20 protein-coding genes and 2 pseudogenes are annotated in these 20,276 nt (G+C 37.6%); 7 read left to right on the plus strand and 15 right to left on the minus strand.

What is annotated here, in order from left to right; genetic code table 11:
• Nucleotides 1-58 precede the first annotated feature (58 nt).
• The 7 genes from ureG to VB797_RS05620 form a co-directional block, all read right to left on the minus strand.
• Complete coding sequence (ureG, locus tag VB797_RS05590) at nt 59-655, minus strand: urease accessory protein UreG (RefSeq protein WP_323236717.1); 597 nt, start codon at nt 653-655, stop codon at nt 59-61.
• A 39-nt stretch (nt 656-694) separates the two neighbouring features.
• Nucleotides 695-1,369 carry an urease accessory protein UreF gene (locus tag VB797_RS05595; RefSeq protein ID WP_323236669.1) on the minus strand — a complete coding sequence of 225 codons (675 nt, stop codon included), beginning with the start codon at nt 1,367-1,369 and terminating at the stop codon, nt 695-697.
• Between the two features lie 188 nt (nt 1,370-1,557).
• On the minus strand, nt 1,558-1,992 hold the full coding sequence (gene ureE, locus VB797_RS05600) for an urease accessory protein UreE (protein ID WP_323236670.1): 435 nt from the start codon (nt 1,990-1,992) through the stop codon (nt 1,558-1,560).
• A gap of 37 nt (nt 1,993-2,029) precedes the next feature.
• Nucleotides 2,030-2,419, minus strand: a complete 390-nt coding sequence (locus VB797_RS05605) for a hypothetical protein (protein WP_323236671.1) — start codon at nt 2,417-2,419, stop codon at nt 2,030-2,032.
• Between the two features lie 31 nt (nt 2,420-2,450).
• Nucleotides 2,451-2,810, minus strand: coding sequence for a papain fold toxin domain-containing protein (locus VB797_RS05610; protein WP_323236672.1), 360 nt, complete (start codon nt 2,808-2,810; stop codon nt 2,451-2,453).
• A 177-nt stretch (nt 2,811-2,987) separates the two neighbouring features.
• The gene (locus VB797_RS05615) at nt 2,988-3,233 is read right to left on the minus strand and encodes a DUF4926 domain-containing protein (RefSeq protein WP_323236673.1); all 246 of its coding nucleotides are present in this window, start codon (nt 3,231-3,233) and stop codon (nt 2,988-2,990) included.
• Between the two features lie 81 nt (nt 3,234-3,314).
• Nucleotides 3,315-4,742 carry a sodium/proline symporter gene (locus tag VB797_RS05620; protein WP_323236674.1) on the minus strand — a complete coding sequence of 476 codons (1,428 nt, stop codon included), beginning with the start codon at nt 4,740-4,742 and terminating at the stop codon, nt 3,315-3,317.
• Nucleotides 4,743-5,402: 660 nt separating this feature from the next.
• On the opposite strand from VB797_RS05620, the gene VB797_RS05625 reads away from it, so the two are divergent.
• Nucleotides 5,403-6,878, plus strand: coding sequence for a tetratricopeptide repeat protein (locus VB797_RS05625; protein ID WP_323236675.1), 1,476 nt, complete (start codon nt 5,403-5,405; stop codon nt 6,876-6,878).
• 217 nt (nt 6,879-7,095) lie between these two features.
• Here the strand turns inward: VB797_RS05625 and VB797_RS05630 are convergent, their stop codons facing one another.
• The 6 genes and pseudogenes from VB797_RS05630 to VB797_RS05655 all read right to left on the minus strand — a co-directional run bounded on the left by VB797_RS05630 (nt 7,096) and on the right by VB797_RS05655 (nt 11,241).
• Complete coding sequence (locus VB797_RS05630; RefSeq protein WP_323236676.1) at nt 7,096-7,437, minus strand: cupin domain-containing protein; 342 nt, start codon at nt 7,435-7,437, stop codon at nt 7,096-7,098.
• Between the two features lie 51 nt (nt 7,438-7,488).
• A complete protein-coding gene (locus tag VB797_RS05635; protein WP_323236677.1) occupies nt 7,489-8,658 on the minus strand; it encodes a zinc-dependent alcohol dehydrogenase in 1,170 nt (389 codons plus the stop codon).
• An 86-nt stretch (nt 8,659-8,744) separates the two neighbouring features.
• Nucleotides 8,745-9,080 (minus strand): hypothetical protein, encoded by a 336-nt coding sequence (locus VB797_RS05640; protein ID WP_323236678.1) that lies wholly within the window; start codon nt 9,078-9,080, stop codon nt 8,745-8,747.
• 66 nt (nt 9,081-9,146) lie between these two features.
• Nucleotides 9,147-9,629 (minus strand): annotated as a pseudogene (locus tag VB797_RS05645) (SRPBCC family protein); the annotation flags it as partial.
• 77 nt (nt 9,630-9,706) lie between these two features.
• A complete protein-coding gene (locus VB797_RS05650) occupies nt 9,707-10,798 on the minus strand; it encodes a DJ-1/PfpI/YhbO family deglycase/protease (protein WP_323236679.1) in 1,092 nt (363 codons plus the stop codon).
• A 56-nt stretch (nt 10,799-10,854) separates the two neighbouring features.
• Nucleotides 10,855-11,241 carry a DUF2267 domain-containing protein gene (locus VB797_RS05655; protein WP_323236680.1) on the minus strand — a complete coding sequence of 129 codons (387 nt, stop codon included), beginning with the start codon at nt 11,239-11,241 and terminating at the stop codon, nt 10,855-10,857.
• A gap of 459 nt (nt 11,242-11,700) precedes the next feature.
• Here VB797_RS05655 and VB797_RS05660 point away from each other — a divergent pair, with 459 nt between their 5' ends.
• The 3 genes from VB797_RS05660 to surE all read left to right on the plus strand — a co-directional run bounded on the left by VB797_RS05660 (nt 11,701) and on the right by surE (nt 13,798).
• Nucleotides 11,701-12,096, plus strand: a complete 396-nt coding sequence (locus VB797_RS05660; protein WP_323236681.1) for a DUF6335 family protein — start codon at nt 11,701-11,703, stop codon at nt 12,094-12,096.
• Between the two features lie 357 nt (nt 12,097-12,453).
• Entirely contained in the window at nt 12,454-12,945 is a 492-nt protein-coding gene (locus tag VB797_RS05665; RefSeq protein WP_323236682.1) for an orange carotenoid protein N-terminal domain-containing protein, read from the plus strand.
• A 154-nt stretch (nt 12,946-13,099) separates the two neighbouring features.
• Complete coding sequence (surE, locus tag VB797_RS05670) at nt 13,100-13,798, plus strand: 5'/3'-nucleotidase SurE (RefSeq protein WP_323236683.1); 699 nt, start codon at nt 13,100-13,102, stop codon at nt 13,796-13,798.
• A 126-nt stretch (nt 13,799-13,924) separates the two neighbouring features.
• On the opposite strand, the gene VB797_RS05675 is transcribed toward surE, so the two are convergent.
• A complete protein-coding gene (locus tag VB797_RS05675; protein ID WP_323236684.1) occupies nt 13,925-14,230 on the minus strand; it encodes a hypothetical protein in 306 nt (101 codons plus the stop codon).
• A gap of 681 nt (nt 14,231-14,911) precedes the next feature.
• Between VB797_RS05675 and VB797_RS05680 the strand changes: the two genes are divergently transcribed.
• On the plus strand, nt 14,912-15,571 hold the full coding sequence (locus tag VB797_RS05680) for a sugar transferase (protein WP_416350839.1): 660 nt from the start codon (nt 14,912-14,914) through the stop codon (nt 15,569-15,571).
• Between the two features lie 52 nt (nt 15,572-15,623).
• Here the strand turns inward: VB797_RS05680 and VB797_RS05685 are convergent, their stop codons facing one another.
• Nucleotides 15,624-17,369: an ABC transporter ATP-binding protein gene (locus VB797_RS05685; protein ID WP_323236686.1), complete on the minus strand. Its 1,746-nt coding sequence runs from the start codon at nt 17,367-17,369 to the stop codon at nt 15,624-15,626.
• Between the two features lie 153 nt (nt 17,370-17,522).
• Here VB797_RS05685 and VB797_RS05690 point away from each other — a divergent pair.
• Both VB797_RS05690 and VB797_RS05695 read left to right on the plus strand, forming a co-directional pair.
• Nucleotides 17,523-18,196: pseudogene (locus VB797_RS05690) on the plus strand (NUDIX hydrolase).
• Between the two features lie 470 nt (nt 18,197-18,666).
• Nucleotides 18,667-20,199 carry a right-handed parallel beta-helix repeat-containing protein gene (locus VB797_RS05695; RefSeq protein ID WP_323236687.1) on the plus strand — a complete coding sequence of 511 codons (1,533 nt, stop codon included), beginning with the start codon at nt 18,667-18,669 and terminating at the stop codon, nt 20,197-20,199.
• Nucleotides 20,200-20,276: the final 77 nt, after the last annotated feature.

The following is a 20,276-nucleotide window of genomic DNA, read 5'->3' on the forward strand; positions in this document are numbered from 1 at the left end:
TCCTTACGGACACGCTACGCGATCGCACTACAATCAAAACCAGGGGAGGTGATTATTACTAACAAATATTTGTTGAAACAAACTCGACAATCTTCGTTAAACCTTCTTGTTTTTTCAAATTTGTAAATACAAAAGGTTTCTCTCCACGCATTTTTAATGTATCTCTTTCCATGATTTGTAAATCCGCACCAACATAGGGAGCTAAATCAATTTTATTTATTACTAATAAATCGGATTTAGTAATACCTGGTCCACCTTTACGAGGAATTTTATCTCCAGCAGCGACATCAATTACGTAAATGGTCAAATCGACTAATTCCGGACTAAAAGTTGCAGCTAAATTATCACCACCACTTTCTAAAAATACTAAATTTAAATCAGAGAAACGTATTTCTAACTGTTCAATTGCCGCTAAATTCATCGAAGCATCTTCCCGGATAGCAGTATGAGGACAACCACCAGTTTCTACACCAATAATTCTTTCTTTTGCTAACGCTTCAGATTTGGTTAAAAATTGTGCATCTTCCTGAGTGTAAATATCATTTGTCACAACTGCAATTTGATAAGAATCGCGCATGGATTTACACAAAGCTTCGACTAAAGCAGTCTTTCCCGAACCCACCGGACCAGCAACACCAACTCGGAAACTCATGATTTATTTTGATATTTGATAATTGTTGATTGATAATTGAAATTAGCTGCGAAACAATCTTGTGTACTGCTGTTCGTGTGCCATACTTGCTAAAGATAAACCCCAACTACAACAGCTTAAATCATCGTCCTGTAAGTTGATAATTTCTGTTGCGATCGCGCTGAGTAATTCTTGCAATTCTAGTAATAATAATTGTCCTGCTGTTTGTCCTAAAGGAATCAGCTTTATCCCAGCGGTAATTAAATTATTGACCCAACTGTATAGATATCCTAGTAATGCAGCAGTTGGATTAATTTCCCAATTTGCAGCAGCAATCCCAAACGCGATCGCAAAGTTGCAAGGAGTACCACAAGCCGTGATTATCGGCATCATTTGCGGCTGTAGCTCTTTTAATAACCGAATCAAGGAACCCCCCATTTGATGAGATTGATTGCGTAATTCTTCGGTTTCTCGTGCTGCTGTGAGCCAATTATTCCAATAGGTAACGGCTGCTAAATCCTGCATTTTTACCGCACGATAAGCTCTTAACATCACTGCTGCTTCTAACCGAATCGTACCATAATGTAGTTCTTGAGTTAACCAATGTTTCAGACTTTGAGTATCGTTAATTATCTTCTGTTCAACCAGTGTTTCCAATCCTTCCGAATAACTATATGCTCCCACGGGTAAAGCGGGACTGACAAGTTGTAAAAGACAAAGAAGATTACAGTCAATCAATTTTAGATTTTAGATTACTCTACGAGAAGACGCTTGCGCGTCAATGGATTTTGGATTAAATAATTAGAAGTTAGGAGTTAGGAATTAGGAGTTAGGAGTTAGGAATTAGGAATTAAAAAAGCAGAAGGAGCGGAAGGAACAATTTAAAATTAGTTTTTTCTCCCCTTGTCCCCTTGTCCCCTTGTCCTTTAATGGTGTCCATATGCACCTGTTTCTGGTTGAAAAGGTAGAATATCCTCTGTTACTTGTAAACCAAGATTTTCTAGCATTTGACGTAACACTGAATCGGGAGAAAAACGCAAATGATGCGGTGTAATTTCTAACTGTACGTGACGGTTTCCCAAATGATAGGCAGCCTTAATTAAATCTAGCTGACTTCGAGCAGTTACGGTTAAAACTGGTTCAGTTTTGGCGATAATTTTGATTAAAATACTATTGGTTTCATCTTGTAAAATATCACCATTTTGTAATACAGTTCCTCTAGGTAAACGTAAACATACCATTTGTCCATCTGAAGCTAGAAACTGATGTCTCGAACGAGTGCGTTCTTCTGCGGTTAATTCAAGCGTTAAAGTAACCGCTAAACCGGGGTTTTGGTTTTTGCGTTGAGTGAAAGTTATCAAATCAATTATCAATTGTCAGTTATCAATGAACTAATATTTATGAATTTACTTTTGCCTCTTTTTCTTGATGCTTATTTGTATATGTATAGCTCACACTAACTTTCTCTTTTTTATCCAAACTTTTGTCTCGATTTCTAAATTTGTCTAATAACTCATAAAAAGTATCAAGACCTTCTTTCTCGCTTCCACAATGAAGCATAATGATTTTTGCCCAGGAATTAGATGTTGAAACATGATATTTTTTTTGAACCCAAGGCTGAAACTCTCGATGAAAATCCATTTCTTCTTCAGTTGACTTAATTTCTAACTCTCTCAATGCAGTTTTAAATCCGACTAGAAAATGGAATAAATCACTCACTGAGGGTCTACCGATATACATTCCTGGTCGAAACTTAATTTTTTCTAATATTTCAAATAATTTACTCATTTTTTTCTCGTATTTATCTAATTTTTAATTTTTACACGATATCAATACTGGTAATCACAAAATTTCTACTAGGACAGATAAAATCATTTAACCATTCTTCTTTTGTAATTCCATTTGTCGAAAGATTATCAAATATTTTGCCTCTAATCTCTATTCCATAATGTGTCCCATTCAGCGAAATAGATTCATTTATCTTTTGGTTTTCCCAACGTGTACTTATTATATAATCTTCACCTTCTGATGTTTGAATTCTAACAATTTTACCCTCAATCCCGTTTGCTTTTAGCCAAAAAATTATTGCTTCAACACATTCATAGCATTCATACAGTTTGAAATTTGCTGTGATCTTCCCGACTTCCTGATAAATCTCTTCATCCGATAAAGAACTCACCCATGCACCCCTGTACGAAAACACGCATCCAATCAATCATTAATACATGATTCGTAAGCAATAAAACTGCTATTTAATCAAATGAAATAATAACCAAATGTTTGTTGGTGTGTAATGCTATCAAGAGTACAAAAGTTCTGGGGCTTTCATCCACACTGTAAGCTACCTCCCCTATAACTAAATCTCTACCAAAGAACGAACGCTGAGAACCTCATCTTTTGTTAAAGATTTAATATCAGATTTAGGAACAATAACAACAGCTATTGATTCCCCTGTAGCATTAAATACTTCTAAAACACATCCATCCTCACCACTACTAGGATGAGGAACAAAATCAATTAATATTGCAACATCATCTTTTTTTAGTTGATTTGCAGGTAAATCGCGTTTTAAAGCTACACGTTGGTATAGTTCAAAGTTCATGATTATGACTTTTACTTAATTAAATGCAAAACAAAAGTTAAGGCTTAAAACTCCTAACTCCCAACTCCCATTCTCCCATTTCTACTTCCTACTCGCTGTTTTCATATCATCACCGATGAAAAACTGTGCGATTAAATAAACCAATATTCCCGCAGTCATTCCGGGAAGTACTGCGTAAATTAACTTTGATACGGGAGTTATTGTCCATATCAAAGCGGTTGATATTCCAACTAGCATCATTGCGATCGCAATTGTTCTATTAATTGGTTTTTGCAGTACTCGTACCATAAACAATGGACCTAATGCTGAAGCTAAAGCCGACCATGCAAAAGTAACTAAGAAAAATACGCTTTGATTTTCGGCTAAGGCAATTACAAATATGATTGCTGTAACAGTTAAAGTTCCCAATTTTACTATCTTATAAGAATGGGAAAATTGAGGAAAGATATCTTGGGTAAGGGCTGCGGAGCATGATAGTATCTGTGAATCTGCGGTAGACATTGTTGCAGCAAATACTCCTGCTAACATTAGTCCTACTAAGGCAGCTGGTAATAAGTTTAAAGATAACAAAGGTAAAGCTAATTCAGACCGATCGCCGTTTAACAATTCGGGTAACAGTACTCTTGCTGTTAAACCCACACCAAGGGAAGCGAATGCTGCGATTAAACTGGCGATCGCTTTGATGTTGCGGGCTTTCGCAACGTTTTGTGCATCGTCAATTGCCATTGCACGAACCATAATGTGAGGTTGCCCGACTACACCAAATCCTGCTACCGTCCAACCGAGAAAGAAGGGTATAAAACCTAATGGTAAATCTGCCGGATTTAGGTTGACTAAAGCTGGGTCAATTTCGCCTAGTTGCGTCAAAATTCCATTGAATCCGCCGCATTTTACAATTGACACAACTAAGAGCAATAGCAGCGAAAAAATCATAATTATTGCCTGTATTGTGTCGGTCCAAATTGAGGCGCGGATACCTCCGGAAAAACAGTAGATGACAACAATTACGGTTCCAATAATAACACCTACCCTATAATCCCAGTCAAAAACCGCACTGAGTGCTTTGCTTCCTGCTGAAAGTTGTGCTGCGGCATACGTACCAAGAAAAACGATGGTAATTAATGCTGAAATAATACTAATGGCACGGACACCATTAGTGTTTTGACCCAAGAAAGCCGAAACTGTCTCTGTTTCGGTTTGTTCAGAAATTTCTCTTAATTTTCTAAAAAACAGCCACCAAGCAATATAGTCTCCTATAGCCCAACCAATGCTTAGCCAAATTGAAGAAATTCCTGTTTTATAAGCGTAACCAACTTGACCTATAAATAAGAAACCACTTTGTCCCGTTGACATCGCTGAAAGTGCTGTCAACCAAGGGTTTACACTTCTCCCCGCTAAAAGGTAATCAGTAGTATTGTTTTGCTTTTTAGTTGCCGAATAGATTCCGACTACCGTAAACAAAAGCATAAAACCGATGAAAGTTATTGCAATCCAGATTTGATTTGTCATGATAAGGGGATAGGGAGTAGAAGTTAGAGATTTCTTGATAGATTCAAAAAACTTATTATTTGGCGTTTATAGCTGTGGAACACAACATTTATCGTTCATACTTTACTTTTAACTATTTGCTAATGTCAGGAACAATGATTAATTGTCAAATGTCTTTTATTTGTATACTACTTTTGTATTAATCTAAATAAACGCTTTTTAGAAACACAGAGCAGATGATACAAAATCAAAAGTGCAAGTAAATATAAAATGTCAGAACATGAAATTTTGACGCAATAGAAAATAAGTAATTAGTTAATAAATTTAAAAAAGCCGATATATTCTTCATGTTCCCCATACAACATAAACCAAGTACAAACAGATACAATAAAGGTGCTGCGTATTGTCAAAACTAGCTATTTTCAGAAAGTATACGGGAGCAACATCATAGATTATCGAATTTTGTTGTTATAGCCTGCGCTTAGAAAACTTAGTATATTTTCTCCTCTGTGTTCGCTAACCTTTATGAGTTATTCACAAATCAAACCAAATTCCTATATATAATACGAAATACTTAAAAGCCGATTAAAAATATTGTGATGACTAAAAGACTGCTTAATTTGTATCATGGGCAGACTTGACTTTATTTTTTCTAAAACTAATTTTCGGAGACATAACAAAATGGGCTTGCAACCACCAATACCTAATAACGAATTAGCTAGATTAGCAGCACTTCGTCAATATCAAATACTTGATACTCCCTCAGAAAAAGTATTTGATGATTTTACCTTTTTAGCCGCACAAATTAGTCGTACCCCCATTGCGCTGATTAGTTTTATAGATGGCGATCGCCAATGGTTCAAATCGAAGGTTGGTGTAGATGTAGACTGTACTAGTAGGGATGTAGCTTTCTGTGCTTATGCGATTATGCAGCAGCAACCGTTAATTGTCTCCAATGCTTTAGAAGACTCTCGATTTGCAGATAATCCTTTAGTAGCTCAAGCACCCCATATCAGGTTTTACGCAGGCGCACCTTTGATTACACCAGAAGGATTTGCGATCGGAACATTGTGCGTAATTGATACGGTACCACGAGAGTTCAGTTTAGAACAACAAGAAGCATTAAAAGCATTAAGCAATCAGGTAATAACGCAATTAGAAATGCGACGTAACGTGATGACTGTATCGCGTACAGTTATACAGCGACAGCAAAAAGAAGCAGAAATTCGCCGTCAGCAAGAGTTTATTGAAGTTATTTATCTTCGTGGGGTAGATAAAGCGCAAAAAGGAGATTATGAAGCGGCAATAGCAGATTTTAGCCAGTTTTTAAAATTCAATCCTAATGGAATTAAAGCTTATTATCAGCGAGGATTAGCTCTTCACAACTTGGGAGACTATCAAGGTGCGATCGCAGATTTGAATCAATACCTGCACTTCAATCCGTCGGACGCTAAAGCTAGATACAGTCGAGGACTTATTCGTTCTCAACTTGGAGATTACAACGGAGCAACTGCCGATTATACCAAAGCAATAAGCATTAATCCCGAATATATTGATGAATATAGCTCCGCATTAATTCTCCCTAGAGAAGATAATTATCAAGGAATAACTGTGGATTCCATCGAAGCTACATCAATAAATTCTGACTATACAGTTACAGTTGATTCTAATATTATAAGTTCGGAATTGAGTAACGAATACCATCGAGCAATTTCTAACTCCACTGAAGCTACACCAGCTAATTTCCAAAACACAGAATATTATATTAACCGTGGTAATGATTATTTTAAAAATAAAGAATATACTCAAGCAATTGAAAACTATACCTTAGCTTTGCAACTTAATAATAATAACGATCTTGTTTATTTAAATCGGGCTAATGCCAATTATCAGTTAAAAAATTACATTCAAGCGATCGAAGATTATACTCAAACTTTACGGCTTAACCCCAAAAATGAAAAAGCCTGTGTCAATCGAGGTAACACTTATTCCAAACTCAAAAATTACGATCGAGCAATAGAAGATTATACCAAAGCTTTATTGCTTAATCCTAATAATGATAAAACTTATATAAATCGGGGCAATGCTCGCTCTAAACTCAAAGATTATAACGGTGCTATGGAAGATTATAAGCAGGTATGGTCGAAGAGGGAATGAGATGGAGAGATGGGGGGATGGGGAGATGGGGAGAGGGGGAGAGGGGGAGAGGGGGAGATGGGGAGATGGGGAGAAGATCATTCTTAATCAACTCCTAACTCTCAACTCCCAATCCAAAATCTATTCACGAAGTGTGTCCGTTCATCGAAGATGTTCCCGTTCACCGCAAGGTGTCCCGTAGGGAAGGGTAGGACATAATCTAAAATCTAAAATCGAATTACGCTTCATCTCTTCCGTGAACTTCAGCAGGGGGACTTGTTGCTTCAACTGCGGTGAATGATTCTAAAATTTTATAGGTGTGGGAAGCTCCTTTTGGTACTACCCAAGAATCACCAGCTTTTAATACAACTTTTTGACCCTCTAAATGCAATTCCGCACTTCCTTTAATTACATAACCGACAGTTTCATATTCTCTTGATGCTGCTTCTTTGGGTTCGTTGGGTTGTTCGTCTTCCCATAAACGCATAGAAACAGTTTTACCGGAAGCTAAATATTTTTGTCCCATTTCCCCTGTAGGAGAATTCGCTGAATCTACTTTTTTAACGCTTGTATCGCTCATGTTATTTCCTCATTGATAGTTGATAATTGATCGTTGACCTTTAATAATTGATTACGGTTTAAGCACAACCTTGATACAGCTATCTTCTTTCTGTTTGAAAATTTCGTAACCTTTGGGTGCTTGATCTAAAGGTAGTTGATGGGTAATTACAAAAGACGGGTCAATATCGCCATTTTGAATGTGTTCGAGTAAGGGTTTCAAGTATTTATGAACGTGGGTTTGTCCAGTTTTTATGGTTAACCCTTTGTTCATCGCTGCACCCATTGGGACTTTATCTATAAATCCACCGTAAACACCGGGAACTGAAACGTGACCACCCTTACGACAAGCAACAATTACTTCGCGTAACGCGGTTGGTCTGTCAGATTCCAAACGCACTGCTTGCTTTGCTTTGTCGAATAAACCCATAAAATCGGTACCGTGAGCTTCCATTCCTACTGCATCTATACAAGCGTCAGGACCTCTACCTCCGGTCATTTCTTTGAGGGCTTCACCTACGTCAACTTTTGTATAGTCGAGAACTTTGGCTTTTCCGTATTCTTCTGCCATTTTCAAACGTTCGGGTACGCGGTCTATAGCAATAACTTGCTCTGCACCAAGCATATAAGCGCTTCTGATGGCGAATTGTCCCACCGGACCGCAACCCCAAATGGCGACAGTATCACCTGGTTCTATGTCGCAATTTTCCGCAGCCATATATCCTGTGGGGAAGATATCAGTTAAAAATAATACCTGCTCATCTTTTAAACCATCGGGGACTTTGAACAAGCCGACATCAGCAAAAGGTACTCTAGCATATTCTGCTTGACCGCCAGCATATCCTCCCATCATATGTGAATAGCCGAATAAACCCGACGGTGAATGTCCCATCATTTTTTCAGCTATCCAAGCGTTGGGGTTGGAATTATCGCACAAAGACCATAAATCGCGATTGCAGAAAAAACAGCTACCGCAAGAAATCGTGAACGGAACCACAACGCGATCGCCAACTTTGACATTTTTGACCGCTCTACCTAGTTCGACAACTTCTCCCATAAATTCGTGTCCGAGAATATCTCCCTTTTCCATAGTGGGGATATATCCATCGTAAAGATGCAAATCGGAACCACAAATTGCTGTTGAAGTGATTTTAACAATAGCATCGCGGGGATTGAGAATTTTCGGGTCGGGTACGGTTTCTACTCGTACATCATTAGCACCGTGCCAGCAAACAGCTTTCATTATTATTAATTGTTAGTAGGAATTAGAATTTATATACCTTTGTAGCTGCGGTTTTAACCGCTAGCTTTTTACTAAACTATCAACTATCAGTCGTAATACTTTTGTTTACCAGTTATTGGCTCGACTGTTTCTTCAATTTTTTCTTCAGTTGAGCGTAAGAAATCTTTGGTACTCTGAGGTAATGGTTCGTCAAGATTTAGTTTTTCACGAATGTTATCGCCAGTATCTTTCAAGCTTTCTTTCAGATTTTCGATAGGACTATTGCTGTCAATATTAATCCGAGAATCTGGATTTGGTACGCTGTATTCAGATGCTTCGGGTGTCAAAGCTTTAGCTTGCACCGCCATATTTGGATAGTTAAAAGCTGATATAAAAACAAAGCTTAATCCCATCAAAACAACTGCAACAATTCTTTTTAACATGGTATTTTTTCCCAATAAACTAGTCTTTTCATCGCACACCTGCATTCTTTCATAAATCTTTTCAGATTACGAACTACCTTTAGATTGTCCTTCTGTAGTTGCAATTTCGCCCGCTTCCATAATCATCTTAAATCGGTTCAAATCATCACCAATTTGCTGTTTTGGTTCCTCTCCAAAAAGCTTAGCGATCGCAGCACCAAGTACACCACCCGGTGGTTGATAAACTATAACTACTTTTACTTCCGTACCGCGATTTCCGGGAGCTTTAGTAAAGCGTACAAAACCAGAATTTTCAATATCGGCATCTTTTGCTGAAGACCAAGAAATCAACTCGTTTTCTCGATCTTCAATAATATTGGCATCCCATTCCACGCTCGTACCCAAAGGGGCTTTTGCTACCCAATGCGATCGCTTTTCATCAATCACCTTAACTAACTTCAGATGATTCATAAATTCAGGCAAATTCTCGAAGTTATGCCAAAAATTGTAGAGTTCATTCTGTGGTTTATTTATAGTTACCGTTTTTTCGACTTTTATGGTTTGACTCATGTAATTATGCCTTATTTAAATCGATTACCAGCTTTTACCCAAAAGATAAAAACTGATAATTGCTCATTGTTCACTGATTAAACTGCGGTACCAGTAGTAGGTTTAGCTGGTTTTAATTCACCACCTACCTTTGTTCTGTAAAGGTCTACTAAACGCTGTTCTTGCTCCATCAAATCTTTTTGAATTTGAGTAAAAGTTTCAGTTGTCACAGGGTCAGTATATGCAGTCATCATAGTAGCGATATCGTTGATTGCTGTTTGTAAATCGCCCAAAGCACAGCGGATTTGATAGATATCATCGCTACCCTTGATAGAATTTTTCACCTTAGCGTAAGCTTCAGCAATTTTTGTACTTAAAGATGGTTTTTCGCCAAATTGATCCAACCGCGCTTCTAATTTATGGATGTGAACTTCCTTACTAGCAATCATCTCTTGAAACAGAGATTTAAGCGTTGTATCGGATGCTTTTTCAGCATAGGTTTCTAAAGCTTTATGAGAATAACGTTCCCCAGCTAAAACGGTATTTAAGCCTTTAACAATATCGCTTTTATGAGAACCACCCCAAGCATCCCCAATTTTCCACCATTCAGCATTTTGATCGTTTTCGCTTGGTAAATCGGCTTCTTTACCACCGTAACCCAAACGACTTAAAATAGCTGTAGCAAAAATAGGTAAATCTCCCGGTTGACGAGAAGTAATTAAGTTACCGTCTACCACTAAAGGCTTATCTTCGTAATTAGCACCAGCGTTAATCATATCCTTACGAATTGCGCTGAAACCAGTAGCAGTTCTACCTTTGAGTAAATCACCTTCAATTAACAATTGAGGTCCATGACATACCGCAGCAACTAGTTTTCCTTGACTCATCGCTTCTTGAACAAAGCGGACGGTATTGGGATTAAGACGCATTTTGTCAGGAGCCATTCCTCCAGGAATTATCACTGCATCGAAATCGGAAGCCATTGCTTCAGTAGTAGTTCCATCAGCTTCTTGAGAAACTTTACCTTGCTTACCTTTATAGGCTTCATTCATCCGAGAACCTAAAACAGATACTTCAATTCCGGCTTGTTTCAAAGCTTGATAAGGAACTTGAAATTCTGAATCTTCGACTCCATTCTCAATCAGAATTGCAACTTTCTTTTTACCCGAATTATTGTTTGTAGACACCATATTTTTCCTTTTTTATGAGATTTACTTTGTTTTGCTCTCGCTTTACAACTAATAATCTATGCAGAAACGGCAGGAAATAGTTCTGCAAAATCATCTGAAAAGTTATGTTTGAAACTAGCAAATTCGCCGGGAGACACCGCATTTTGTAGTACTGTGAAAACAGCCCTGATGTGCATAATTGCATCAGTGGATTCTACACCTGCTTTTTCACTTACACGCTCGATAAATTCTTCTAACTTAAAATGTTGACCGTTTTCACCTTCACGTCCGCGCAAATATTGAGCGATTTCTTCTGGCAATTGTGCGGCTAGATCTTTAGCTTCATCACCAACAATCCGCTCTTTAATAATTTCTAATGTAGCCTGAATTGATTGTTGTGCTTGTTCACGAGAATCAATCTGAGCAACGCTTTGAACGTGTTTTATAAATTCATCATACTTCATAACATATCTCCTATTTCTTCAAGGTTAGTTTTACACTGGCATCGGTCTTTTTTACGAACCATCTACTATCTACTGTCAGAAAAAATGTAAGGTGAAAATATCAACTTGCCCAAAATTTTGCTCGTACTAATCTAAAATGTAATATTAAAAAATTATCTAAGATTCCATCTAAATAACTATTATTTAAAATATTGCCTTGGGCTAAACTGCTTCAATCGCGATCAACAAGAAAAAACTATAAATAAATCAATAATCGTGAATATTTTTTAGTTGTACTCCAGTAAATTTTGTCAGGTCGCTTTTGTGTGAATAGTCACTTACAACAATATGCATCTATCAACTGTTTCACTTCGCTCGTAAGGGAGATATTCTTTTACACCTTTGGTTATAGTTCTTTTGGAAGAGAAAGATTTGATGATGGATGAGCTATGGTGATAAGGCACCATTATGAATAATATTATGAGCCAACAAAATATCAATAATGACGCTGAAGGTAGCGATTTACCCCAAGACATAACTGAGTCCTATGGAACTGGAGTTATTCAGGAATCGCCAACCGACGGCGGTAGAATAATGAAAGAAAAGCTAAATCAATATAATTCAACAAGTCCGGAATTAACCGGAGGTGATGTTGATGCTTATTGGGAAGGTGCAAACTCTGTTGGTGACGAAGCTGTTGGTGGTACAGTTGCAACTCCAGATAAAAATGTGACGGAAGAATTAGGAAAAGCTGTAGGGTTAGAAATGGACGACCAACAACCTTTACAAACAAACGATATCTTAGATAGACGTGACGATCGCCGTTGGGAATTAGACCCCCAATCATCGGAAGATTATCAGAATCATCCTAAGTAATATATACAAATTCGGGTAATAATTTTAAATCATCAAATAACCTAGTTTTTTGAAAAAGCTGGGTTTTTAATTGCTTTACTATTTTTTTTAATTTAATATTTTAATTCTACTACTTTAGAATATTGACTTTTTACACAACTATGTTATTCAAATAAGCTTTAAAAAATAGCAGCTATCTTTTAATTAAATCTCAAACAACGGTAGTTTTTAAAATACCCGCTCGGTTGAAATTATCTATTTAATTGTTCTGCTTTACGACATCAATATATCTGTCTTCAGTAGGGTTAAATACTCAATACTGATTTGATACGGTTGAAATTAATCAGTAGACAAAAATTATTGCAATCGGAGTTGAATATGGAAGCTACACAAACTAACGACCCTAAAGTTCGCGAACTAGTTCAAGCATTTAATGCATTAGATGTAGATGAACAGCTAGCTTTGTTCTATTTCATCTATAAAGAAATGGGTGATTCGATTACACCTGCTGCACCTGGAGCTAGTACTGTTTCTCCAGCAATTGCTGATGGTTTGTTTAATCAAGTTAAAGAATTATCTCACGAAGAACAATTACAGTTGCAACGCGATTTAATTAATAAAGCCGATACTGTACATTCCCGCGAATATGGTTCGATGAGCGATACAACTAAGCTACTATTTTGGTATCGTTTAGCTCAAGGTATGGATGCTGCAACTATTATTCCTATGCCTGGTAATTACGAACTTTCTGCTCAATCTCAGGAATTGATGGACAAAATCAAGGAATTAGACTTTGGTGTACAAATGAGCCTTTTCCGCGATTATGTAAGTCCAATGGGTGCCGATGCTAAACCTGGTGCTGAAATTTAATCATTTTCTTTTTTGTACGGTTGATATATCATCCCATAACAATACAAATTAACTATGTAGAGACGTTGCACTGCAACGTCTTTATTCTTGTCGTATGTATTACCAACACTAATTAGATATGATAGGACATCAAAACTAAAATAATTAGATGAGTATGAGTTTGATTTTAACCAACGATGACGGTATTGATGCTCCAGGTATTCAAGCGCTGGTTAAAGCTGTAGAAATATCCGCTATTTCACCGAATGTCATCATCGCTGCTCCTCAAGACCATTTATCCGGTTGCGGACATCAAGTCACCACAGTTCGTCCTCTAACTATACAGCGTCGCTCCGATACTGCATTTGCTATTTCCGGTACTCCTGCTGATTGCGTTCGTCTGTCCCTTTCCCATATTTGTCCCGATGTGAAATGGGTACTATCGGGAATTAACGCTGGAGGGAATATGGGAGTTGATTCTTATATTTCTGGTACTGTTGCTGCGGTTAGAGAAGCCGCAATGCATGGTATCAAAGGAATCGCGATTTCTCAATACAAAAAAAGAGATTTTGCTTTCAATTGGGATAATTCAATCAAATGGACGGCTAAACTTCTACCTGACTTATTAAATCGTCCATTACCGTTAGGAAGTTTCTGGAATGTTAATTTACCGCATTTACAACAAGAAGCAGAACCAGAAGTAGTTTTTTGCCGTGCTTGTACTAAACCTTTACCAGTTAATTATCGTACCGAAGGCGAGAAATTTTATTACACTGGCGAATATGCTAAACGAGAAAAAACCCCCGGTAGCGATGTAGAAGCTTGTTTTTCCGGAAAAATTGCAGTTACACAATTAACAATTAACAATTATTAGCAGTATTTAAGCAGTATTTGAATAGCTACGCAAAAATATTTACTTGCATAACGTTCCCATAGGCTTAATTGCAAAAATAAGCACAACCACTTAATCGTTAATTGATAATTGTCTTTCCTTACAGTGTCAATCCTCATCTTCAGTTTCCAAAATCGTCGTTAAACGATTTAGCGTCTGTGTCAGTTGAGTAAGTCTTTGCAGAGAACTATCTTGGCTTTCTGCAAGAGTTTGCACTGCATCGCATAATGCCAATATTTGATATCCCTGCTGCTGTACCTGCTTTCCCTGCTCTTCTACCTGAATGCTGATACTGTCTACCCTGTCAGAAAGACGTTCTATTGTCTCCGTGGTAGCCAATACAGCTTCCCCTATTTGCTCTACTATCGACTCCAAACGACTTACCTTAAGTTTATCTACTCCAGTTGCAACCATTTTTTTTACCTTAATCGTGAGATAGCACCACCGTGGAACTGCTGCTCATCCCTAACTGCAATTAGTGCAGAACCTAGTACTATAAGCAGCACTACTTAAAAGGGATGCTATTAATCATGTTTCCCAAAAAACTGGATGAAATACACATGAAGGGAGTTGACAAAGGATAATTAACTCCGATTTCTTGACTAACAATGTATTAAAATATTCATCCAAATCATATGACCCTTTTGTAGCAAGCATTGTATCGCCTCCTACCTGCGAACCAATCTTCTAACTCATTGATATTCTTTTTCTATAGTTTATAAGCCTTACCATACAGCCAAAGATTCATCAAATCAATGATAAAAATTACATTTTATTTTAGTCAAAATTAATACGCTATATTGAATCCGTATATCGAATAGATTATTAAGCTTACGCATTTAACTAGTAGCAAATTTTTACATCTTGGCGTTATTTATTCATGTCCTAATCTTTCTTTCATCTACCATTGGATAGATTTATTATCCTTTACCTGAAGTTTATAAATAGTAATGATCCCGGTCATATCAATGAAGATTCAGTAAAAATACGGTTAGAAGCGGATTAATTTGATAAAGCTAAGTCTATATTCAAAATACTGTTACGTAGGAATACGTTTCTGGCTCACAACTTAGCTTGACGATGTTCCAATCACAAATGATAAGTTTTGTTAAAGGTGCAAATCATACTTGGATTTCGCAAATTACGCCACATCCCTCAGTAATTTGCAGATACAAGCGTTTCCTAGATATCTTAGGAAGTTTGGTAGGTTTAATTATTTTAGCGATGGTATTTTTCCCGATCGCGATCGCGATAAAAATAGACAGTCCCGGTCCGATTTTCTTTGCTCAGGAGAGACGCGGACTTTACGGACGCACTTTCCGGATTCGCAAGTTCCGTTCGATGGTGTCGGATGCAGAACAATTAAAATCTCAGGTCAAAAATGAAGCTAGCGGACATTTCTTTAAAAGCAAAAATGACTTTCGAGTTACAAAAGTAGGACGTTTTTTAAGAAGCACGAGCTTAGACGAGCTACCTCAGTTCTGGAACGTTTTGCTTGGTGAAATGAGTTTGGTCGGAACTCGTCCCCCTACTAATGACGAAGTAATGCAATATTCCGAGCATCACTGGCAACGTTTGCACGTCAAACCCGGTTTAACAGGTGAATGGCAAGTAAGCGGACGTTCTCAAATTAAAGAATTCGAGCAAGTATTTGAGTTAGACCTGCAATATCAAGCAAAGTGGCATCCTTTATATGACTTATCGCTAATTTTTAAAACAATTTACGTAATTCTTGCTCGTGTAGGAGCATTTTAAATCAGTTATTAATGAACAATTATCAATGAAAAACTTGATAATTGTTCATTGCTTAATGCAGCAACTCTTCTACCTGATGCTGACTCCATAAGTTTCTGTAAAGACCGGGTTGCTGTAAAAGTTCTATTTGAGTACCAGTTTGCACAATTTTACCTTTTTCCATTACCAGAATTCTGTCGGCAGCCGCAGCCGCAGATAATTGATGGGTAATGAAAACAACTGTTTTGCGTTTACCGCTAGAGAGATTTTTTAAAATTTGTGTAGCTGTTTGGTTATCTACACTGGAAAGTGCATCATCTAAAATTAATACTGAAGCTTCTACCAACATAGCTCTAGCTAAGGCTGTACGCTGTCTTTGACCACCAGAAAGCGTGATCCCGCGTTCCCCTACAAGAGTATTATATTGTTGCGGAAAATTGCCGATTTCCGAACTTATTTGTGCTAATTCGGCAGCACTTTCAACTTCTTGCTGTTCTGCTAAAGGATCGCCATAACGGATATTATTTTGAATGGTAGTGCTGAACAAAAAGCTGTCTTGAGGAACGTAAGCGATCGCATCCCGCAAATCTGTTAAAGCGATGTTAGTAATATCAATTCCATCTAAGAACAGTTGTCCTTGATCAATATCTAATAAATGCGGTAAACAATTCGCTAAGGTGGATTTACCCGCACCAATCGCACCGACAATAGCGATCGTTTCTCCTGGGGAAATATGAAAATTAATCTTATCTAACGCTGGAGTTTCCGCACCTGGATAAGTGAATGTTAAGTTTTTTGCAGTTAGTTCTCCTTTGAGTTCATCTCGTGATATATGAACTGCACTGCTGTCATCTTTAATTTTGGGCTCAACACTAAAAATTGCTTCAACGCGATCGACGCTAACTTCACCACGTTGATAAGCAGTAATTGTGAATCCCAACAAAGCAGTAGGAAAAATCAGACGTTCAATATATATTAGTAACGCTACAAAATTGCCCACATCCAGACTAGAGCCGATTCTGCTTGCTCCGATCCAAATAATTATCAGCGAACTGATGTTAGCCAATCCCCCAATTAAAGGAAACAAAGTATTTCGTGTTTTCGCTAACTTCAAATTAGCTTTTAATAATTTTTGATTTTGTTTAGCAAAAGCACGACGTTCGTTTTGTTCTTGAGCGTAAATTTTGATTAGAGAAATGCCGCTAATATCTTCTTGAATTAGGTTGCTGACATCGGAGAGATTTTCCTGTACATCCGTTTGTTCGTTGCGGAGACGTTCGCTGAATAGCGTTACCACGAAAAACATGATCGGGTACAGTGATAACGACGCGATCGTTAAGTTTACATCGATCGAGAGCATTACAGGTAAAGTCAGCGCGTAGGCAAAAACAGTATTTGCAAAACTCAGCACTACAAAACCTAGCAACCGTCGAATATTATCAACATCACTCGTAGCGCGGCTAATTAAATCTCCAGCCGTATTCGTAGCAAAATAAGAAGGCTCTAATTTAAGTAAATGTTCAAAAATCTCCTGTTTGAGGTCATACTCAACCTGTCTTCCCACACCAAATATCCAGATACGGGAAGCCATCCGCATCAGCCACATTGAAGAACTTAGTGCAATAATTAGTATGGAGTCGCGGATTATTTCTCCGTAGTTGAAGTTTCCCGAAAACTTATCGATGCAGCGGCTAATTAATAAAGGGATGTAAGCCCCCAAACCATTAACAACCAGTAAAGCGATAATACCCAAAGTTGCATCTCGCCAATGCGGACGTAGATAAGCAACCAGTTTGATAAAGCGTCGTGATTTTGACATTCGAGCAATTTGTTACCAATTATCAATTATCAGTTATCAATGAACAATTATCAATGAACAATTAATAGGTTGTGCTAAATGCGAAAAAATAAGCTCGCTATACTGCCTAAGAATCGCAAACTCACCTATAATTATCAAAAATTACAAAAACTAATGCAACCCAAATGGTTAGAATGGGCGCAGCAAATTCAAGCTATTGCTCAAAATGGTCTGACTTATTCCGAAAATGCTTTCGACATCGAGCGTTACAAATATCTCCGTGAAATTGCGGCGGAAATCATCGCTACTCATGCAAATATCGAACACAATGAGATACTTGATTTATTTACGCAAGAAACGGGATACGCTACCCCTAAAGTAGATGTCAGAGGTGCGGTGTTTCAAGATGACAAAATATTATTAGTAAAAGAACGTTCCGATGGTGGTTGGACTTTACCCGGTGGATGGGCTGATGTGGGTGAAGCAGTACGGTCTTGGGGTCTCCCCAAGTGGAGTAACTGCTGAACCCGGAGGGAGAGTCTCCGAGTGAATGTGTGGTCAAAGAAATTTTGGAAGAATCCGGTTATCATACCCGTGCTGTAAAGTTAGTTGCTGTTTACGATCGCGATAAGCAAGGACATCCACCGCACCCAAATTATATTTATAAATTATTTTTTCAATGCGAACTTATCGGAGGTTCTGCTTCTCCAAGTATTGAAACTGAAGATGTCGGATTTTTTGCGGAAGATAGTATCCCCCAATTATCAATAAGTCGGACTTTACCAGCACAAATTACTAGATTTTTTCAGCATTATTATCAGCGGGATTTACCTACGGATTTTGATTAATTAAAGTGTCATAAAGTTAATATACTTCTAACAAAATAAATCTTTATTTCTATATGAATAACTATCAATATACTATGTCTAAAGTAATAGATATGATGATAACTACTACTTCAGATAGATTGGTTAATATTTAAAGCCTGACATATTTGTATACGAGTTGAAAATCCGCTCAAAAATCCAAAAAATGGCTTTTAGGTTTCAAATTTGGCACAATTCTAAAGTTTACAAAGTTGGCGTTAAGACTGCGGGAAGAGTAAATATAGCGGTTTCCTATTGAGTTAGGTACACAAATTTTATCTTTTTCTTAGTAAGAAAAGGTTGCCGGAAGCAGGTTAAAAAAATTCGACCGAGGTAAAAGCAGATTTAAATATTTGCATTCAACTAATCATCGACCAAATTAATTTTGAGTCGGTTAAATATTGATTGTCTACTCAATATTCTCTGTACAAAGATTAAAGGGGAAAATAAGCATGGATACTGAATCAACACTTTTTCAAACCGATATTTTGACTGCTTCGCTTAATCCTTTAGAAGAACCGATTCTTGGTCAAGCAAATGTCGGTGCTGCGGTTCCGATGATGGATAATACCGATTTAGATTTAACGGAAGCTAGTATGAGTCCAATTCCTCAAAGTAGCGGTGATGGGGTTTATTACGTCTCTCCCAGTGGTAGCGATGAAAATTCTGGTTCCCAAGACCAACCTTGGAGAAGTATTAATTATGCAGTTAGTGAAGACTCTCCCATAAATCCTGGTGATACTGTTTTAGTTCAACCAGGTACTTACACAGAGTTAATTAGTCTTGGTAAATCTGGGAGTGATGCACAAAGAATTACCCTCAAAGCCAATGGTGAAGTGACTTTGCGCGACCCAGACCCGAATAGTGGAGGTTTTCCAGAAGGGGTAATTCAGTCACCAGGTCAGAGTAATTGGGTAATTGATGGTTTTCGGATTGAGAATACGTCTTGGGCTGGAATTTCTCTGAGTGACGCTAAAAATATCACGGTTCAAAATAACGAAACCTATCAAACTGGAAGTTCCGGGATCATCGTTTTACCCAAAACGTTTTTTGGGGGTGGAGAAGATGAGATTACCGGAAGCAACGTTAAGATTCTCAACAACACTGTGGAACGAGCTAACTGGAAATGGGATGGTCCGGGAGATACTGACGGAGACCAGGAAGCTTTGAGTATTTGGGGTGTAGATGGGTTTGAAGTTGCGAATAACAAGATGATTGATGGGAAGCGTGAGGGGATGGATATTAAAGTTGGTTCTCGTAACGGTTTGATTCACGATAATTCCATAACTTCTCAAGCCTTAATTTCGGGAACTTATGCAGGTTTTAGAGGTGGTGCTGCGATCTATGTAGATGGTAATCGTGCTGATTCGTTTAATTTGGATATTTACAACAACGAAATTTTTGCTAATACCGCTGATGCAATTTTGATTGCAGATGAAGTTCCGAATGTGGGAGATGTATCCGACATCAATATCTATAACAACGTCATATATGGAAACGGAAGACGAGTTGAAAATGGTGGTGTAGGAGTTGCGATCGCAAATAATGTCCGGGATGTCGAGATTGTCAACAATACTTTTGCAAATAATGTCCAAGGAGTTAATATTGACAACAGAAATAGCGGCTATAATCCCCGTGACATTTTGATTCGTAACAATATTTTTGCTGATAATAGCTACCAAAATGTATTTGTTCAAGATGCAAGTAATGTAACTTTAGACAATAATTTGTTTACGAATACAGATGAATTTGCAGATAAAACCGATCTGTATGACGGAGGAGAAAGGGTCAGTAATTTCAACGTTTTTGATAATGAATTAGCAGAATCGGTCGATTTTGTGAATCTAGAAGGTAACGATTACCGTCTCACATCTACTTCCCTAGCAATAGATATCGGTGCTTCGATTAGCAATTATGCACAATTTGATAAAGATGGGAAGCAACGTTTAGCAGGTGCTGTTGATGTCGGTGCTTATGAGTTGTAGAAAATCGAAAAAATTAATGTAAAGCCCCTTTTTGAACAGGGCTTTTTTTATGCTTTTTTATTGAAATTGATGCTTAT

Origin of the sequence: Rivularia sp. UHCC 0363 (genome assembly GCF_034931125.1) — a bacterium.
Lineage (GTDB): Bacteria > Cyanobacteriota > Cyanobacteriia > Cyanobacteriales > Nostocaceae > Rivularia.

Bases quoted from the DNA above. Each gene is read 5' to 3' on its own strand.
- VB797_RS05605 (WP_323236671.1), bottom strand. From the start codon at position 2,419: ATGAGTAAATTATTTGAAATATTAGAAAAAATTAAGTTTCGACCAGGA.
- VB797_RS05615 (WP_323236673.1), bottom strand. From the start codon at position 3,233: ATGAACTTTGAACTATACCAACGTGTAGCTTTAAAACGCGATTTACCT.
- VB797_RS05620 (WP_323236674.1), bottom strand. From the start codon at position 4,742: ATGACAAATCAAATCTGGATTGCAATAACTTTCATCGGTTTTATGCTT.
- VB797_RS05625 (WP_323236675.1), top strand. From the start codon at position 5,403: ATGGGCTTGCAACCACCAATACCTAATAACGAATTAGCTAGATTAGCA.
- VB797_RS05630 (WP_323236676.1), bottom strand. From the start codon at position 7,437: ATGAGCGATACAAGCGTTAAAAAAGTAGATTCAGCGAATTCTCCTACA.
- VB797_RS05635 (WP_323236677.1), bottom strand. From the start codon at position 8,658: ATGAAAGCTGTTTGCTGGCACGGTGCTAATGATGTACGAGTAGAAACC.
- VB797_RS05640 (WP_323236678.1), bottom strand. From the start codon at position 9,080: ATGTTAAAAAGAATTGTTGCAGTTGTTTTGATGGGATTAAGCTTTGTT.
- VB797_RS05650 (WP_323236679.1), bottom strand. From the start codon at position 10,798: ATGGTGTCTACAAACAATAATTCGGGTAAAAAGAAAGTTGCAATTCTG.
- VB797_RS05655 (WP_323236680.1), bottom strand. From the start codon at position 11,241: ATGAAGTATGATGAATTTATAAAACACGTTCAAAGCGTTGCTCAGATT.
- VB797_RS05660 (WP_323236681.1), top strand. From the start codon at position 11,701: ATGAGCCAACAAAATATCAATAATGACGCTGAAGGTAGCGATTTACCC.
- VB797_RS05665 (WP_323236682.1), top strand. From the start codon at position 12,454: ATGGAAGCTACACAAACTAACGACCCTAAAGTTCGCGAACTAGTTCAA.
- surE (WP_323236683.1), top strand. From the start codon at position 13,100: ATGAGTTTGATTTTAACCAACGATGACGGTATTGATGCTCCAGGTATT.
- VB797_RS05675 (WP_323236684.1), bottom strand. From the start codon at position 14,230: ATGGTTGCAACTGGAGTAGATAAACTTAAGGTAAGTCGTTTGGAGTCG.
- VB797_RS05680 (WP_416350839.1), top strand. From the start codon at position 14,912: ATGATAAGTTTTGTTAAAGGTGCAAATCATACTTGGATTTCGCAAATT.
- VB797_RS05685 (WP_323236686.1), bottom strand. From the start codon at position 17,369: ATGTCAAAATCACGACGCTTTATCAAACTGGTTGCTTATCTACGTCCG.
- VB797_RS05695 (WP_323236687.1), top strand. From the start codon at position 18,667: ATGGATACTGAATCAACACTTTTTCAAACCGATATTTTGACTGCTTCG.